This is a genomic window from Acidimicrobiia bacterium (assembly GCA_012959995.1).
GTDB lineage: Bacteria > Actinomycetota > Acidimicrobiia > Acidimicrobiales > MedAcidi-G1 > MedAcidi-G2B.
In genome coordinates, this window is sequence record DUCC01000025.1 from 1 (window position 1) to 14,304 (window position 14,304).

Below are 14,304 nucleotides of genomic sequence, written 5' to 3' on the forward strand. Positions count from 1 at the left end.
GTGTGGAAGTTCGTATAGCGAAGGCCCCGCTCGGCCAGGCGGTCGTAGTTGGGTGTGTCGACCAGCCCGCCGTAGCAACCGAGATGGGCGAAGCCGGTATCGTCGAGCAACACCACCACCACGTTGGGGGTACCGGTAGGTGGCAAGGTGGGTTCGGGCCACCACGGGGTGGACTCGCTGGTGCTGCGGCGAATAATGTGGCCAGAAACTGTTTCGTTCATCTGGATAGTGTGGCCGACCGGTTTGTTATTTGCTAATCAGCAGCAAATAAAATACTTTGTAACTGCAGCGGGATTAAAAGGAACCGCTCAAAAACAAGAGGAGAACGCGACATGTCACCGACCTGGAAACGGTTGGTCTTGATCGGCCTTGGGGTGCAAAACATCCTGTCAGGACTTTGGGCCATACTCTCTCCTGCGGATTGGTTCCAAAACTTCCCTGGTTGGTCTCCAAGGGTGGTATCGGCGCTGCCACCCTTTAACGAACATCTTGCGGCCGACACCGGTTCTGGGCTGCTGGCCACCGGGCTGCTAGTACTGATAGCAGGGCTGTACCTTCGCCGCGACATGACGATCATCGCCACCATTGGTTATTTGGCCTTCTCCCTGCCGCACGCTGTCTTCCACCTTCAACACCCCGGTGAAGGCATGTCAACCGCCCAAAATGTTTGGAACGTGACTGCATTGTGGCTAGTGGTGGTTCTTGCCGGCACGGTACTCGCCACTGAGGCCAGACAAAAAACGCCTTCTTAAGCAGGGCTACCTGTCTCGCTCTACGTGCTCATACACCGGGCGGCGAACCTGCCTCTGTGTTCACCCCAAGGTTGCCTTGAGGTTTTTGGTGGACCGTACTGGACTCGAACCAGTGACCTCTCGCGTGTGAGGCGAGCGCTCTAGCCAACTGAGCTAACGGTCCATGAGGGAGGCAGGCTACCGCCGGGCATCTCTGTGCCCACCGGCCGCTAACGTTCTTTACTATGTCGCTTATTACTTGCCCCAACTGTGGCGAAAACGAAAACCTTGACGGGGTCATCAAAGGCGAACCCGGCCAAGAAACCATCACCGTCACCTGCGGTTTGTGTGACCTGTCTTGGGTACGGGACCGCACCCCCACCTGCCCCACCTGTGACGCCACCGACCTACGCCAAGCCGCCCGGTCCATTGTAGAAAAATCACGCGGCACGCAGCTTTCTATCCAAGCCATGGAAGTGGTGTTTCTGTGCCCGGCCTGCGACGCCGCCGATTTACACACCTGGAACCAATCCAACACCCCGCTACGCCCCCGAGAAATGCCCGTCGACGGAGACTGAACTAGCCCGCCAACAACCGACTCGCTAAGGCTTGTAGCCCGGCCACCAGCGAGCCTTTTACCAGCACTACGTCACCGGGGCCCAAGTTTTTAAGCGCTGCGTCAATATCTGTTTCAGGGGGAGGGCCGTAAAGGTCGGTGCCCACCGTGAGCAACTCCACGCCGAGGGCGGCAGCTTTTTGCGCCATTTGTTGATGAGCAAACGGAGCATCGTCGCCTAACTCGGCCATCAAACCCAACACGGCCACCCGGCGGCCTGTTGCCTCCACCGTCGCCAAAGCTTCTAAAGCCGCCCCCACCGACAGCGGGTTGGCGTTATAAGCATCATCAATAACCACAAAACCCTTGGCAGCCGTGCCCACCTGCATGCGAGAAGGCGAAAGCTCGGCTTGTGCCAAACCGGCCGCTACTTGATCAAGAGAAACCTCCAACACCAAACCCACGGCGGCGGCCGCCAACGCATTGTTCACCATGTGCGCTCCTCGGGCCGCTAAACGGACCTCAATGCGTCCCCACGGAGACTCCAACAAAAAAGAAGGCCGCAAGTCGGCGCCCACCCGCACCTCACGGGCCCGCACCTCGCCCGCTTGGCCAAAGGTCAACACGTGGGCTCTTGTGCGGTCCGCTTGGGCCATCACCGCCGGCACATCAGCGTTAAGCACCGCACAACCAGTCGCCGGAAGGCCCACAATAATCTCCCCTTTGGCTTGGGCCACCGCTTCAAGCGAACCAAACACCCCGGTGTGGGCCATACCGATGGTGGTAATAACCCCTACATCGGGGCGCACCATGGCGCAGAGGTTGCTGATGTCGCCCGGGTGACGGGCCCCCATTTCGGCCACCACGGCGGTGGCTTCTTCTGGAGTGTTCAAAAGAGTTAGCGGCACCCCTATTTCGTTGTTGAATGACCGCGGGCTGGCATGAACAGGGCCTTTTTGGTTCAGCACCGCTGAGGTAAGATCTTTGACCGAGGTTTTACCGACCGACCCGGTAACCCCCACCACCGGGGCCGTAATTGACGTGCGGGACGCTGCTCCCAGCGCCTGTAACGCCGACGCCGTGTCAGGCACCAGCACCGACGGGCCCAACGTGGATTCTTGCTCGGTCAGAAAACCCGCCGCCCCGGCAGCTAAAGCAGCACTAATAAAATCGTGCCCGTCACGTTCGGCTCGTAAAGGCACAAACAAACATGCTGGGGTGATGCGGCGCGAATCTTGGGTAGCCCCATCTAGCTTCACGTTGAGGTTCACGTTGTCGCCGCACAACACCCCGCCAGTTATTTCAGCCACCTGGGCTAACGAAAATTCCATGGCGCTATTCTCACAGGCCGAAGCCCTCAAGTGGTGCCACCCGCATCGCCCTCCAGACCTCTACGATGTTTTTATGACTGATCGACAACGACTAGTGGTGCTCTTTGGCGGCCGCAGCGCCGAACACGATGTTTCTTGCGTATCGGCGCGCCACGTTTTGGCTGCCGTCGATGCAGAAAAATACGACGTAATACCGGTAGGCATTAACCGTGACGGCCATTGGTCGCTGGCCACCGCCGCCGCTGAAGCCTTAGCCGCCGACGACCTGCCCGAGGCCTTAGACCCCAGTGGCCCCACCTGGGACCCTCTCCCCGAGTTACGCAAACTGGCCGCCGCCGGGCCCGTGGTGGTGTTCCCCCTGCTGCATGGCCCCTTGGGCGAAGACGGCACCATGCAAGGATTGCTAGAAATAGCCGGCGTGCCTTACATCGGCAGCGGCGTGTTGGGCTCGGCGCTCGCCATGGACAAACTGGCCGCCAAAGACATTTTGGCCCACCACGGCATCGGTCAAGCCCGCCACCGCAGTCTCCACGCCGACGATTTGCCCACAGCAGGGAGCGAAGCCGCTCAAGCATTACTGGCCTCACTGTTGGCCGACCTGGGCCCGGTGGTTTTTGTGAAACCCGCCAACATGGGGTCATCCATTGGGGTGTCTCGGGCCACCGACGCTTTGACCTTGCAATCTGCGCTGGCCACGGCCGCCACTTACGACCAATGGATTCTTGTTGAAGAAGCCATCGTGGGTCGAGAAATTGAATTAGCCGTGCTGGGTAACCGCCGGCCACAGGTTTCTGGCCCCGGTGAGATTTGCCCCGGAGCCGAGTTTTACGACTACGACGACAAATACGCCGACGGAGCCGACCTCGTGTTGGACCCCGACCTAGACCCCGAACTTGTTGTCGAGTTACAAACCACGGCCGCCCAGGCTTATTTGGCCTTGCGGTGCGCCGGCATGGCCCGGGTGGACTTTTTTGTGGCCGACGATGGGCGAGTCATTCTCAACGAGGTCAACACCATCCCCGGGTTCACCCCGATTTCTATGTACCCCCGCTTATGGCTCAACGCCGGGCTGAGTTACCCCGGTCTCATCGACCGCCTGGTAGACCTCGCCCTCGAACGCCACGCCACCCAACGCCACAACACCGCCCGCTAGCCAAGTCAACCCTTCGTCGCAGTCACGTGGGGTCAGAGCCTACGTGACTGCGTTTTTTGAATTGTGGGAGGCTGTTACTTGGCTGGAATGAGTGAAGCCCGGAGGAAACGCAGGAGCTCACGGCGGCGAAGGGCAACCGGGCGGAGCGCACGTTCTATACCGGCCGCTCGAAGCACCTCAATCTCGGTGGCCAAGCCCACCACGGTGGAATAAGCACTCAACAACACCAACTGGGCGTCGGTGCGGCGCATACGACCAGCGGCCATTTCAGTTTCCATCCAAGCCACAGCACGGTCCATTAGCGGCACCATCATGGAGCGCAAACGTGGCGCCGCCGGCGAACCCGGGCGACTCACCTCGCGAAGCAAACCAAGGAGCAGAGGTTGCTCAAGAGCCACCCGAAACACCGAGCGCACCAACTCTTCAATACGGTCAGCGTCCGACGCTTTAGACGACAAAACCTGCTCAAGAGCTTCAGTGAGGTAGCCCGCACTATGGTCAACCACCGCCGACAAGAGATTTCGCTTAGACACGAAATGATAAAGAATGGTTTGTTTGCGTATGCCGAGGCCTACTGCCAGGTCGTCTAACGACGTGCCGTCATAGCCCACCGTGCCGAACGATTCCAGCGCCGCTTGGAGTATCCGTTCTTTGGTTTCGCCTCTTGGAGCCATGCGCACAACCTAACCCATTTATGTACCAATTGGTAAGTCTTGCTATTTTCTGATAGACATAAGGCATGATTCCCCAGTCTTTAGCCGGTAAACGCATCGCCATCACCGGCAGCACCGGGTTTTTAGGCACCGCCCTCGTCGAACGCCTTTTGCGCTCCGCCCCCGACTGCGAACTGGTGCTCCTCGTACGCCCCGGCCGCCGCGGCGCCCAACGCCGCGTCGACCGAGACATCTTGCGCAACGATGCCTTCGACCGTTTGCGCAAAGACCTCGGCAAAGAAGAATTTGCCGAAATGGCCGCCCGTCGCATCACCGCCATTGGCGGCGACGTCAGCGTCGACGGCCTCATGCTTGATGATGAAGGACGCTCCGCCCTCGCCTCCTGCGACATTTTCATCCACTCTGCCGCCTCGGTAAGTTTCGATTCTCCTCTCGACCAAGCTGTCGAAATTAACCTGCTGGGCCCAGTACGCATCGCCCAAACCCTGGCCGAACTCAAAGTCACCCCCCACATGGTGGCCGTCTCCACTTGTTATGTAGCAGGCAGCCGACGCGGCGCCGCCCCCGAAGAACCCGTAAACGAAAGCCCCTTCTACGTCAACGTCGACTGGCGCACCGAAGTAGCCAGCGCCCGACGCATACGTCTCGACGTGGAATCCCAAAGCCGCACCCCCGACCAACTCGCCGAATTCCAAAGCAAAGCCGCCAACGAACTCGGCGCCGCCGGTACTCCCGCCCTGGCCGACAAAACCGAACAACTCCGCACCCGTTGGATCAACGACTACATGGCCACCGCCGGCATATCCCGAGCCAGTTCACTGGGCTTCCCCGACGCCTACGCCTACACCAAAGCCCTCGGCGAAATCGCCTTGGCCGAATCAGTAGGCGAGATTCCCCTCAGCATCGTGCGCCCCGCCATTATCGAATCAGCAGTCGCCGAACCATCCCCCGGGTGGATACGCGGCTTCCGCATGGCCGAACCAGTGATCATCTCCTACGCCCGGGGCCTGCTAAAAGAATTCCCCGGCGTACCCGAAGGCATCATCGACGTCATCCCCGTGGACTACGTAGTCGCCGCCATTTGTTCCGTCGCGGCCCGTGGCCCCCAACAATGGCCCGACATCGTGCAAGTAGCCTCCGGCAGCCAAAACCCCCTGAGCTACGGCCACCTCGTCGACATGGTGCGAGCCTGGTTCACCGAAAACCCCATCTACGACGAACACGGCCAACCCATCTCCGTACCCGAATGGTCATTCCCCGGGCGCGGCCGCGTCAAAAAACAACTCGAACGGGCCAGCACCATGCTCACCCGAGCCGAAAAAATCGTCGGCTCCCTACCGGTACGCGGCCGCCAAGCCGAATTCGGCGCCCGCCTGGCCGAAAAAAGCGAACTGGTAGAACGAGCCACCGGTTACGTCGACCTCTACGGCGCCTACGCCGAATGCGAAGCCCTCTACGGCCTCGATCGCCTCCTGGCTATGTGGGACGACCTCGACGCAGCCGACCAAGCCGCCTTCTGCTTTGACCCCCGAGTGGTGGACTGGGACTATTACGTACCCAACATTCACCTGCCATCAGTAGTTAAAGCCGGCCGGGTACCCATGAAACCCCCCGCCCGAGGCGGAGAAACCCGACCCCAACGCCTACGCAAACAAATACTGTCCCCCGACCGCCACCTCGCCGCCTTCGACCTTGAAAACACCCTCATTGCCTCCAACGTGGTGGCCTCTTACTCCTGGATGGCCAGCCGCCGCCTCTCCGGACGCGACCGCCTGCGCTTCGTACTCAAAACCATGATGGAAGCCCCTACCCTGCTGGCCCTAGATAAACGCGACCGCAGCGACTTCTTGCGCTATTTCTACCGCCGCTACGACGGTGCCCCCATCGACCAAATATCCGAAGACAGCGCCGAACAATTTAGCGAACTCATCTTGGCCAAATCATTCCCCGCCGGCCTGCGTCGCGTACGCCAACACCGTGCCCTCGGCCATCGCACCCTCCTGATTACCGGCGCCTTGGACTTCATTGTTGAACCTCTCAAGCCACTCTTCGACGACATCGTGTGCGCCAAACTTGGGCAAAGCAACGGCACCTACAACGGAGAACTCACCGCGGTTCCCCCCACCGGCGAAGCCCGCTACCAAGCGCTCGCCGACTACGCCCAAGAACACGACTTAGACCTTCGAGAATCCATTGCCTACGCCGACTCAGCCAGCGACCTTCCCATGTTGGAAGCAGTCGGTTTTCCCGTAGCAGTCAACCCCGAAACCCGCTTGGCCAGCATTGCTCGCAAACGCGGCTGGCTCATCGAAGACTTTCAAAAGTCACCCGGCATGCACCGACGAATACTTCCTTTAGCTCCCCCACATAGCCCCACTGCACGCGGCCCCCTGGAGTCTTGGCGATGAAAGCACTCCAGTTCAAACGTAATCTCCCCCGCTACGCCGCAGCCCGCATCGCTGGCTCTTTTACCCCCGGACGAGGCGGCACCGTGGGACCGCTGCGCCTCACCAACCTTGAGGCACCCGAAATGCCCGGCCCTGACTGGGTACAGGTACGGCCCCGGCTATCTGGTATCTGCGGCTCCGACCTGGCCACCATCGACGGCCGCTCCGCCCGCTACTTCGAACCCCTCGTTTCGTTTCCCTTCGTACCCGGTCACGAAGTAGTCGGCGACCTCACCGACGGCACCCGAGTAGTGCTCGAACCCGTCTTAGGCTGCGTAAGCCGCAACCTTGACCCCACCTGCCCCTCATGCGCCGCCGGCCACCTCGGCAACTGCCAACACACCACCTTCGGCAACCTCGAACCCGGCATTCAAACCGGCTCCTGCCACGACACCGGCGGTGGGTGGGCCACCGCCTTCGCCGCCCACCCCAGCCAACTCCACCCGGTAGCCGACGCCCTCAGCGACGAAGAAGCCGTGATGATTGAACCGACCGCCTGCGGGGTACACGCCGCCCTCAAAGCCCAAGGCGCCGCCACCATCGCCGTCTTAGGAGCCGGCACCCTCGGCCTGGTAACCATCGCCGCCTTGCGAGCCCAAAACCCTGAGTTAACCATTTTAGCCACCGCCCGCTACCCCCACCAGCGCCGACTGGCCGCCGAGCTCGGCGCCGACCACGTGGTCGCCCCACAAGAAATACGCCGCGCTGCTCGCCGCCACACCGGCAGTCGAGCCATCAGTCGCAGCACCGACGACGGAGCAGTAGACCGACTCAGCGGCGGCGTTGACGCCGTAGTGGACTGCGTGGGCTCCAGCGAAAGCATCACCGACGGGCTGGCCATCACCCGGCCCGGCGGACGCATCGTGCTGGTCGGCATGCCTAGCCAAGTCAGCCTTGAACTCACCCCCCTCTGGCACCGAGAAATACAACTCATCGGCGCCTACACCTACGGCACCGAAACCGCCGCCGACGGCACCCCCGTACGCACCTTCGACCTGGCCGCCGACTTGGTGTCTACCGCCGACCTCGGGCAACTGGTGTCTGCGGTGTACCCCCTCAACCGTTACCAAGATGCCCTTGAACACGCCGCCGGTGCTGGACGCCGCGGTGCCGTAAAAATCGCTTTCGACCTTCGCTCTGAAAAGGAACGTGACCAACTATGAATAGCAACGCCGACCCTTACAAAACTTCCAACAAACATTTGGCCCCCCGGCCCGGTTTCGTCCTTGACGTAGACCGCACCAGCCCGCCCATCTTGTTTCACCACGGCGACCAATTCAAGCTAGAAAAACTCCCCGCCGGCCGGTCACGGGTCATTTACCCACCCGAACCACTCGAAGGCCTCGCCGACCCCGAAGGGGCCATTCGTCATGCCCTGGCCAACCCCATCGGCGACTCTGAACCATTAGCCGCCCTGTTGCGCCCCGACATGAAGTTGACCATTGCCTTTGACGACGTCTCGTTACCGCTGCCCCCCATGCGGCGCCCCGACATTCGCCAACGCATTATCGAAGCCGTACTCGACCTCGCCGCCCAAGCCGGCGTAGACGACGTGCACCTCATCGCCGCCCTCGCCATACACCGCCGCATGACCGAAGACGAACTACGCCACGCCGTAGGCGACCGGGTCTACGATGCCTTTGCCCCCTCCGGGCGCCTCTACAACCACGACGCCGAAGACCCCGACGGCATGGTAGTACTGGGCGAAACCCCCCACGGCGAAGACGTACAATTCAGCCGCCGAGCCGCCGAAAGCGACCTTGTCGTCTACGTCAACATCAACATTGTCTCCATGGATGGCGGACACAAAAGCACGGCCACCGGGCTCTCCGGCTACACCAGCCTGCGCCACCACCACAACGTGCACACCATGCGCAACTCCACCTCCTTCATGGATCAAAAAAACTCGGCCCTACACGCCTCAAACTGGCGCATGGGCGAAGTCATACGCGACGCCGGGGTCAAAATCTTCCAGATCGAAACCACCATCAACAACAACACCTTCGGGCGCACCGGGCCACTCTCCGTACTGCAAAAACGAGAATGGGAATGGAACGCCAAAGACCGGGCCTCGTTCATCGCCATGCAAAAAGGGTTAGAGGTCTTGCCCAGCAAAGCCCGCCGCAAAATCTTTAGCTCCTGGCAAGCACCCTACGAAATGACTTCTATCCAAGCCGGCGAGGTCGAAGCAGTACACGAAATAACCACCGCCAACGTGTTCAAACAACAATCGGTCGCCGTAGAAGGCCAAACCGATATTTTGACCATGGGCCTGCCTTACATTTGCCCCTACAACGTCAACTCCATTATGAACCCCATTTTGGTCATGTGCCTCGGGCTGGGCTACTTCTTCAACATGTACCGCGGTAAACCACTGGTACGTGAAGGCGGCGTGCTCATCATGAGCCACCCCACCCCCTGGGAATTCCACCCCGTGCACCACCCCAGCTACATCGATTTCTTCGAAGAAGTGTTGGCCGACACCACCGACCCCATCGAAATCGAGCGCAAATACGAAAAGAAATACGCCGAAGACGAGTGGTACATTCACCTGTACCGCAACTCCTACGCCTATCACGGGGTGCACCCCTTCTACATGTGGTACTGGGGCAGCCACGCCCTGCAACACCTGGGGCGAGTCATCGTGGTAGGCGGCGACCCAGCAGCGGTGCAACGCATGGGCTTTCAGTCAGCCAGCACGCTGCAAGACGCCCTCGAAATGGCCAGCGATGTAGTAGGGCCACAAGCCACCATCACCCACGTGAAAAACCCACCCATCTTCATGTCGGACGTAACGTGAGCCCGATCACCCGCTCTTTGGGGCGCGCCCGTGCTTTGGTAGCCCGTTCTGGGTTTCCCTACCGGTCGGCCCCTACCCCCAACGGCGTAACCCCGGCGCCTCAACGCCCACGCCTTGGCAGCGATTTTGATACCAGTTGGGCCCGCCGCTACCCCGCCCGCCTCACCCGAGCCGCCCTCGTAGAAGGCGTCATGCGGCCCACCATGACCATTTTGGCCGACCCTCGGGTTTACGGATTAGACCGCCTTGAACAACTCGACGGCCCAGTCATTTTTGCCGCCAACCACCACAGCCACGCCGACACGCCGCTCATGTTGACCACCATCCCCGACCCCTGGCGCCACCGCACGGTGGTCGGCGCGGCCGCCGACTACTTCTTTGGCACTCGCATCGGGGGGACCATTGCCGCCCTAACCATCGGCGCTATCCCCATCGAACGGACCAAAGTCGGCCGCCGCTCCGCCGACATGACCCGAGAGCTCATTGACGATGGATGGAGCCTGCTGATCTTTCCCGAAGGCGGCCGCAGCCCCGACGGGTGGGGGCAACCCTTCCGGGGCGGTGCCGCCTACTTAGCGATTCGCTGCGACGTGCCGGTGGTACCCATCCACATACAAGGCACCGGGCGCATTCTGCGCAAGGGCCGAATCTTGCCCCAACCCTCCTCAACCACCGTGACCTTCGGCGACCCGCTCATTGCCCACGACGGTGAAAACGCCCGCCGCTTCGCCGAACGCCTCGAAACCGCGGTGGCCGCCTTAGCCGACGAAGCAACCACCGACTGGTGGCAAGCCCGCAAACGAGCCCACGCCGGCACCTCCCCTGACCTGACCGGCCCTCAAGCCGGCGCATGGCGACGCATCTGGGCCCTGGGCAAAAACGACCGCCAAACCCAAACCCGCCGTCGCCGCTGGCCCAACCTCTAGCCCTCTTCCCTCCCCAACACCGCTCTGCTCTAAATCCTCGCGCTCACGTGGGGTCTGACCCCACGTGACCGCGATCTAGGATTGGGGTTAACTATCTTGGTGGATTAATGCTTGGGCTACCGCTAAACGGGCAACCGGTACACGAAACGGCGAGCACGAGACGTAATCCACGCCGGCCGCCACCAACTGGACGATAGACGCCGGGTCTCCCCCATGTTCGCCACAAACACCCACAGAGATCTCCGGCTTAGCCAACCGAGCGGTCCGCGTCGCCGCAGCAATCAACGGGCCCACGGTGCCCGGGTCTAACACCTCAAACGGGTTGCTCTCCAACAAACCCATTGCTAAATACTCACCCATCATCTGCACTTCAACATCATCACGGCTAAAGCCGAAAACCAGTTGCGTCAAATCGTTAGTGCCAAAGGAAAAGAAATCTGCCTCCCGAGCAATCTCCGCCGCCGACAACGCCGCTCGAGGCGTTTCAATCATGGTGCCAATAGGAGGAGCATGAGCAATTTCATATTGCTCCAAAGCCGAAGCGATCTCCTCACGAATCCAATCCCGCACCAAAATCAACTCAGCACGATCCGAAACCAACGGAATCATGATCGATACATGCGGATGGCCGCCCCCAGCAGTTACCTCGGCAATAGCCCCCAACAAGGCACGAGCCTGCATGCGATACAAATCCTGGCGTAACACCGCCAAACGCACCCCTCGCATCCCCAACATCGGATTGTGCTCATGGCCAGCAGCACCCCTCGCCCCGGCGCCCGAACCCAAAAACTCGTGCAACGGAGCATCCAAAAACCTCACCGTCACCGGGCGCTCTCCCATGGCCTCCAGCACCGGAACAAAATCTTCGTGCTGCGCTTTTTCTAACGCTGCTAAATCTTTGCGCTCATCATCTGGCGAATCAGCCCGCAAAAAACTTTGAATAAGGCTTAACCGGTCACCAAAAAACATGTGCTCGGTACGGCACAAACCAATGCCTTCGGCCCCATGGTCCACCGCACGACGAGCATCCTCGCCCGTATCGGCATTGGCCAACACCCCCACTCGTTCACCCCTCACCTCATCGGCCCACGACAACAAGGTCGCCAGGGCCGGCGCTTCAGTTACCTCAGCGACCTCTGCCCCCCTGGCAAAAACTTCACCGGTGAAACCATCCAAAGAAACCGCGGCACCTTCGTCGATGCGCACCCCGCCCAACACGATGTGGTCGCCACCGATTTCTAAATCGTTTAAACCCACCACCGCTGGGATGCCCCACCCCCGAGCCACCACTGCTGCATGGCAAGCCATTCCGCCTCGAGCAGTGATAATCCCCTCAGCAAGTTGCATACCCAGTTCATCGGCCGGGCTGGTCTCCAAACACACCAGCAGCGCCTGGCCACCAGCATCAACAACATCCATGACCCGGTCGGAGGTTAAACAAAGCACTCCCGATGCAGCCCCCGGGCTAGCGGCAATACCGGTAGCCACCGTCGCACCCGCAGCATCTTCGGCCAACGAAAATCCGCCATGCAACAACTCCCGCACCAACTCCGGAGAAACAGCAGCAACCGCTTGCCAACGCGCCTCGGCGCTGCGTTGAGCCTCGGCATCAAGAATTAGAGCTTCCAAACCCTCCAAAGTAGTGACAGAAAAAACGGTCACTTACTCATCTTGGATTCAAGGTACGCCACCAAACCAGCGATAGGCACCCGTTCTTGTTCCATAGAATCCCTCTCACGCACCGTCACCGCTTGGTCGTCCAACGTGTCAAAATCGATGGTCACACAAAACGGCGTCCCCACCTCATCTTGACGACGATAACGACGGCCGATGGCTTGCGTTTGGTCGTAATCGCACATCCAATGCGGCTGTACCAAGTTTAGTACCTCTTGTGACGGCTCAATCAACTCCGGCTTCTTCGACAAAGGCAACACCGCCACCTGATAAGGCGCCAAACGGTGATCCAAACGCAACACGGTACGAGTATCGCCATTGACCTCTTCTTCGTGATAGGCAGCCATCAAAAAAGCCATCATGGTGCGGGTCGCCCCGGCCGCCGGTTCGATCACATGCGGCACATAGCGTTCGCCGCTATTGGGGTCATGAAACTCCAAACGAGCCCCCGACGCTTCGGCATGGCACTTTAAATCAAAATCCGTACGGTTAGCGATGCCTTCGAGTTCGTCCCACCCCCAGGGGAACAAAAACTCCACATCCGACGTGGCAGCCGCATAGTGGCTCATCTCGTCAGACTCGTGTTCACGCAACCGCAGTTGATCTTCTGAAATACCCAAATCTAAATACCAGTTGCGGCGCTGCTCGCACCAATAGCGATACCACTCCGGAGAATCCTCCGGCGGCACAAAAAACTCCATCTCCATTTGCTCAAACTCCCGAGTACGGAAAACAAAGTTGCCCGGGGTGATCTCGTTACGAAACGACTTACCGATCTGGGCAATACCAAACGGCGGCTTCTTGCGACTGGTGTTCAACACGTTGGCGAAGTTAATAAACATGCCCTGCGCAGTTTCGGGGCGCAAATAAACCTCAGCGCCGCTGCCCTCCACCGGGCCGGCCTGAGTTTTAAACATCAAATTAAATTGACGCGCTTCGGTAAACGCACCCTTAGCCCCACACGAAGGACACGTATCGGGGTCGTCGAGTTTGTCTTCACGATGGCGGGCCCGGCACTCTTTGCAATCCACCAACGGGTCAGTGAAGTTGGCCAAATGGCCCGACGCTTCCCACACCGCTGGCGGCGACAAAATAGAAGCATCTAGACCCACCACATCGTGGCGCATCTGCACCATGGAGCGCCACCACTGATCTTTGACGTTGCGCAGCAACAAAACCCCCAACGGGCCGTAATCGTAGGTAGAGCGGAACCCGCCATAAATGTCGGCCGATTGAAAAACAAACCCCCGACGCTTCGAGAGGTTGACAATCTTGTCAAAAAGTTCTGGGTCTGCGGTAGTTTCTTCTGCTTCCATAAGAGGCAGGCTATCTTGCCTCACCCCCATCTAGAATCTTAAAGATATGACGTCAGAAAAAAATTTAACCCCGGCCCCTTCGCCAGCCAATCAGGAAACCGCCGGGCTAGTGCGACGTGCCCTTGCCTGGACCATCGACATCGCTTTCCTCATCTTTTTAACCTCCGTAGTCTTGCTGCTGACCGCCACCCAACACCCGTGGCCCGAAAACCAAGCCGGCCCCGAAGCTTGCGCTCAATTCACCGAAGAAGCCAACGCCTGCTACGCCCTCGAAGACCAACTCTGGCTCTTCGACGTCAGCCCAACCAGCCCAGCCTTTTGGGTTCCTTTAGCCGCCTTTTTAATCATCCATATTGCCCTCACCTCGCTAACCGGTCGCAGCATCGGCAAAGCAGCAACCGGCCTACGCGTCGTTGCTGACCCAAGCGGAGAAACCCCTGACATCACCGCTACCGCCGGACGCACCCTCCCCTGGGTAGCGGCCATCGCTATCCCCCAAATAGGCCTCGGAATAATCCTGGCGGAAATCGGTTTAGTGCTGACCTCACGCCGTCGCCTCGGTGACCGCATCGGCGCCACCCAAGTTGTCCGCAAAAGTCCGTGATGTGAGAAAAGTCCGTTACATGGGGACAGTCCCCATGTAACGGACTTTAAATATCGGCGTCTAAACTCCGGCGACTACGGAGCCGGCGCTCT

Annotated in this window: 13 protein-coding genes and 1 tRNA gene; 8 read left to right on the top strand and 6 right to left on the bottom strand. The window is 59.9% G+C overall.

Annotation, left to right across the window (positions count from 1 at the left end; all coding sequences use genetic code 11):
• Positions 1-221, bottom strand: a 221-nt coding sequence (locus tag EYQ49_06750) for a hypothetical protein (GenBank protein HIG25569.1), incomplete at its 3' end; no start/stop codon positions are given.
• 234 nt (positions 222-455) lie between these two features.
• On the opposite strand from EYQ49_06750, the gene EYQ49_06755 reads away from it, so the two are divergent.
• The gene (locus EYQ49_06755) at positions 456-752 is read left to right on the top strand and encodes a hypothetical protein (GenBank protein HIG25570.1); all 297 of its coding nucleotides are present in this window, start codon (positions 456-458) and stop codon (positions 750-752) included.
• A gap of 86 nt (positions 753-838) precedes the next feature.
• Here EYQ49_06755 and EYQ49_06760 read toward each other — a convergent pair.
• Positions 839-915: transfer RNA gene (locus EYQ49_06760), tRNA-Val, on the bottom strand.
• Between the two features lie 61 nt (positions 916-976).
• Here EYQ49_06760 and EYQ49_06765 point away from each other — a divergent pair.
• A complete protein-coding gene (locus tag EYQ49_06765) occupies positions 977-1,309 on the top strand; it encodes a hypothetical protein (GenBank protein ID HIG25571.1) in 333 nt (110 codons plus the stop codon).
• A gap of 1 nt (position 1,310) precedes the next feature.
• Here the strand turns inward: EYQ49_06765 and murF are convergent, their stop codons facing one another.
• Complete coding sequence (gene murF, locus EYQ49_06770; protein ID HIG25572.1) at positions 1,311-2,618, bottom strand: UDP-N-acetylmuramoyl-tripeptide--D-alanyl-D-alanine ligase; 1,308 nt, start codon at positions 2,616-2,618, stop codon at positions 1,311-1,313.
• 73 nt (positions 2,619-2,691) lie between these two features.
• Here murF and EYQ49_06775 point away from each other — a divergent pair, with 73 nt between their 5' ends.
• A complete protein-coding gene (locus EYQ49_06775; GenBank protein HIG25573.1) occupies positions 2,692-3,771 on the top strand; it encodes a D-alanine--D-alanine ligase in 1,080 nt (359 codons plus the stop codon).
• Between the two features lie 74 nt (positions 3,772-3,845).
• Here EYQ49_06775 and EYQ49_06780 read toward each other — a convergent pair whose 3' ends face one another.
• A complete protein-coding gene (locus EYQ49_06780) occupies positions 3,846-4,445 on the bottom strand; it encodes a TetR/AcrR family transcriptional regulator (protein HIG25574.1) in 600 nt (199 codons plus the stop codon).
• Between the two features lie 65 nt (positions 4,446-4,510).
• Here EYQ49_06780 and EYQ49_06785 point away from each other — a divergent pair, with 65 nt between their 5' ends.
• The 4 genes from EYQ49_06785 to EYQ49_06800 are packed head-to-tail and all read left to right on the top strand — an operon-like array spanning position 4,511 to position 10,618.
• The gene (locus EYQ49_06785; protein ID HIG25575.1) at positions 4,511-6,853 is read left to right on the top strand and encodes an HAD-IB family hydrolase; all 2,343 of its coding nucleotides are present in this window, start codon (positions 4,511-4,513) and stop codon (positions 6,851-6,853) included.
• Positions 6,850-8,055 carry a zinc-binding alcohol dehydrogenase gene (locus EYQ49_06790; GenBank protein HIG25576.1) on the top strand — a complete coding sequence of 402 codons (1,206 nt, stop codon included), beginning with the start codon at positions 6,850-6,852 and terminating at the stop codon, positions 8,053-8,055. The genes EYQ49_06785 and EYQ49_06790 overlap by 4 nt, the downstream gene beginning before the upstream one ends.
• Positions 8,052-9,692: a DUF2088 domain-containing protein gene (locus EYQ49_06795; GenBank protein HIG25577.1), complete on the top strand. Its 1,641-nt coding sequence runs from the start codon at positions 8,052-8,054 to the stop codon at positions 9,690-9,692. The genes EYQ49_06790 and EYQ49_06795 overlap by 4 nt, the downstream gene beginning before the upstream one ends.
• The gene (locus tag EYQ49_06800; protein HIG25578.1) at positions 9,689-10,618 is read left to right on the top strand and encodes a 1-acyl-sn-glycerol-3-phosphate acyltransferase; all 930 of its coding nucleotides are present in this window, start codon (positions 9,689-9,691) and stop codon (positions 10,616-10,618) included. The genes EYQ49_06795 and EYQ49_06800 overlap by 4 nt, the downstream gene beginning before the upstream one ends.
• Positions 10,619-10,705: 87 nt before the next feature.
• On the opposite strand, the gene EYQ49_06805 is transcribed toward EYQ49_06800, so the two are convergent.
• Positions 10,706-12,280 carry a pyruvate, phosphate dikinase gene (locus EYQ49_06805; protein HIG25579.1) on the bottom strand — a complete coding sequence of 525 codons (1,575 nt, stop codon included), beginning with the start codon at positions 12,278-12,280 and terminating at the stop codon, positions 10,706-10,708.
• Positions 12,277-13,608 carry a glycine--tRNA ligase gene (locus tag EYQ49_06810; protein HIG25580.1) on the bottom strand — a complete coding sequence of 444 codons (1,332 nt, stop codon included), beginning with the start codon at positions 13,606-13,608 and terminating at the stop codon, positions 12,277-12,279. Before EYQ49_06810 ends, EYQ49_06805 begins: the two co-directional genes overlap by 4 nt.
• Before the next feature lie 46 nt (positions 13,609-13,654).
• Here EYQ49_06810 and EYQ49_06815 point away from each other — a divergent pair, with 46 nt between their 5' ends.
• Complete coding sequence (locus EYQ49_06815; GenBank protein HIG25581.1) at positions 13,655-14,212, top strand: hypothetical protein; 558 nt, start codon at positions 13,655-13,657, stop codon at positions 14,210-14,212.
• Positions 14,213-14,304 lie beyond the last annotated feature (92 nt).

What these genes read in the sequence shown, in the direction of transcription:
- EYQ49_06765 (HIG25571.1), top strand. Translation starts at nt 977, where the DNA reads ATGTCGCTTATTACTTGCCCCAACTGTGGCGAAAACGAAAACCTTGAC.
- murF (HIG25572.1), bottom strand. Translation starts at nt 2,618, where the DNA reads ATGGAATTTTCGTTAGCCCAGGTGGCTGAAATAACTGGCGGGGTGTTG.
- EYQ49_06775 (HIG25573.1), top strand. Translation starts at nt 2,692, where the DNA reads ATGACTGATCGACAACGACTAGTGGTGCTCTTTGGCGGCCGCAGCGCC.
- EYQ49_06780 (HIG25574.1), bottom strand. Translation starts at nt 4,445, where the DNA reads ATGGCTCCAAGAGGCGAAACCAAAGAACGGATACTCCAAGCGGCGCTG.
- EYQ49_06785 (HIG25575.1), top strand. Translation starts at nt 4,511, where the DNA reads ATGATTCCCCAGTCTTTAGCCGGTAAACGCATCGCCATCACCGGCAGC.
- EYQ49_06790 (HIG25576.1), top strand. Translation starts at nt 6,850, where the DNA reads ATGAAAGCACTCCAGTTCAAACGTAATCTCCCCCGCTACGCCGCAGCC.
- EYQ49_06795 (HIG25577.1), top strand. Translation starts at nt 8,052, where the DNA reads ATGAATAGCAACGCCGACCCTTACAAAACTTCCAACAAACATTTGGCC.
- EYQ49_06810 (HIG25580.1), bottom strand. Translation starts at nt 13,608, where the DNA reads ATGGAAGCAGAAGAAACTACCGCAGACCCAGAACTTTTTGACAAGATT.
- EYQ49_06815 (HIG25581.1), top strand. Translation starts at nt 13,655, where the DNA reads ATGACGTCAGAAAAAAATTTAACCCCGGCCCCTTCGCCAGCCAATCAG.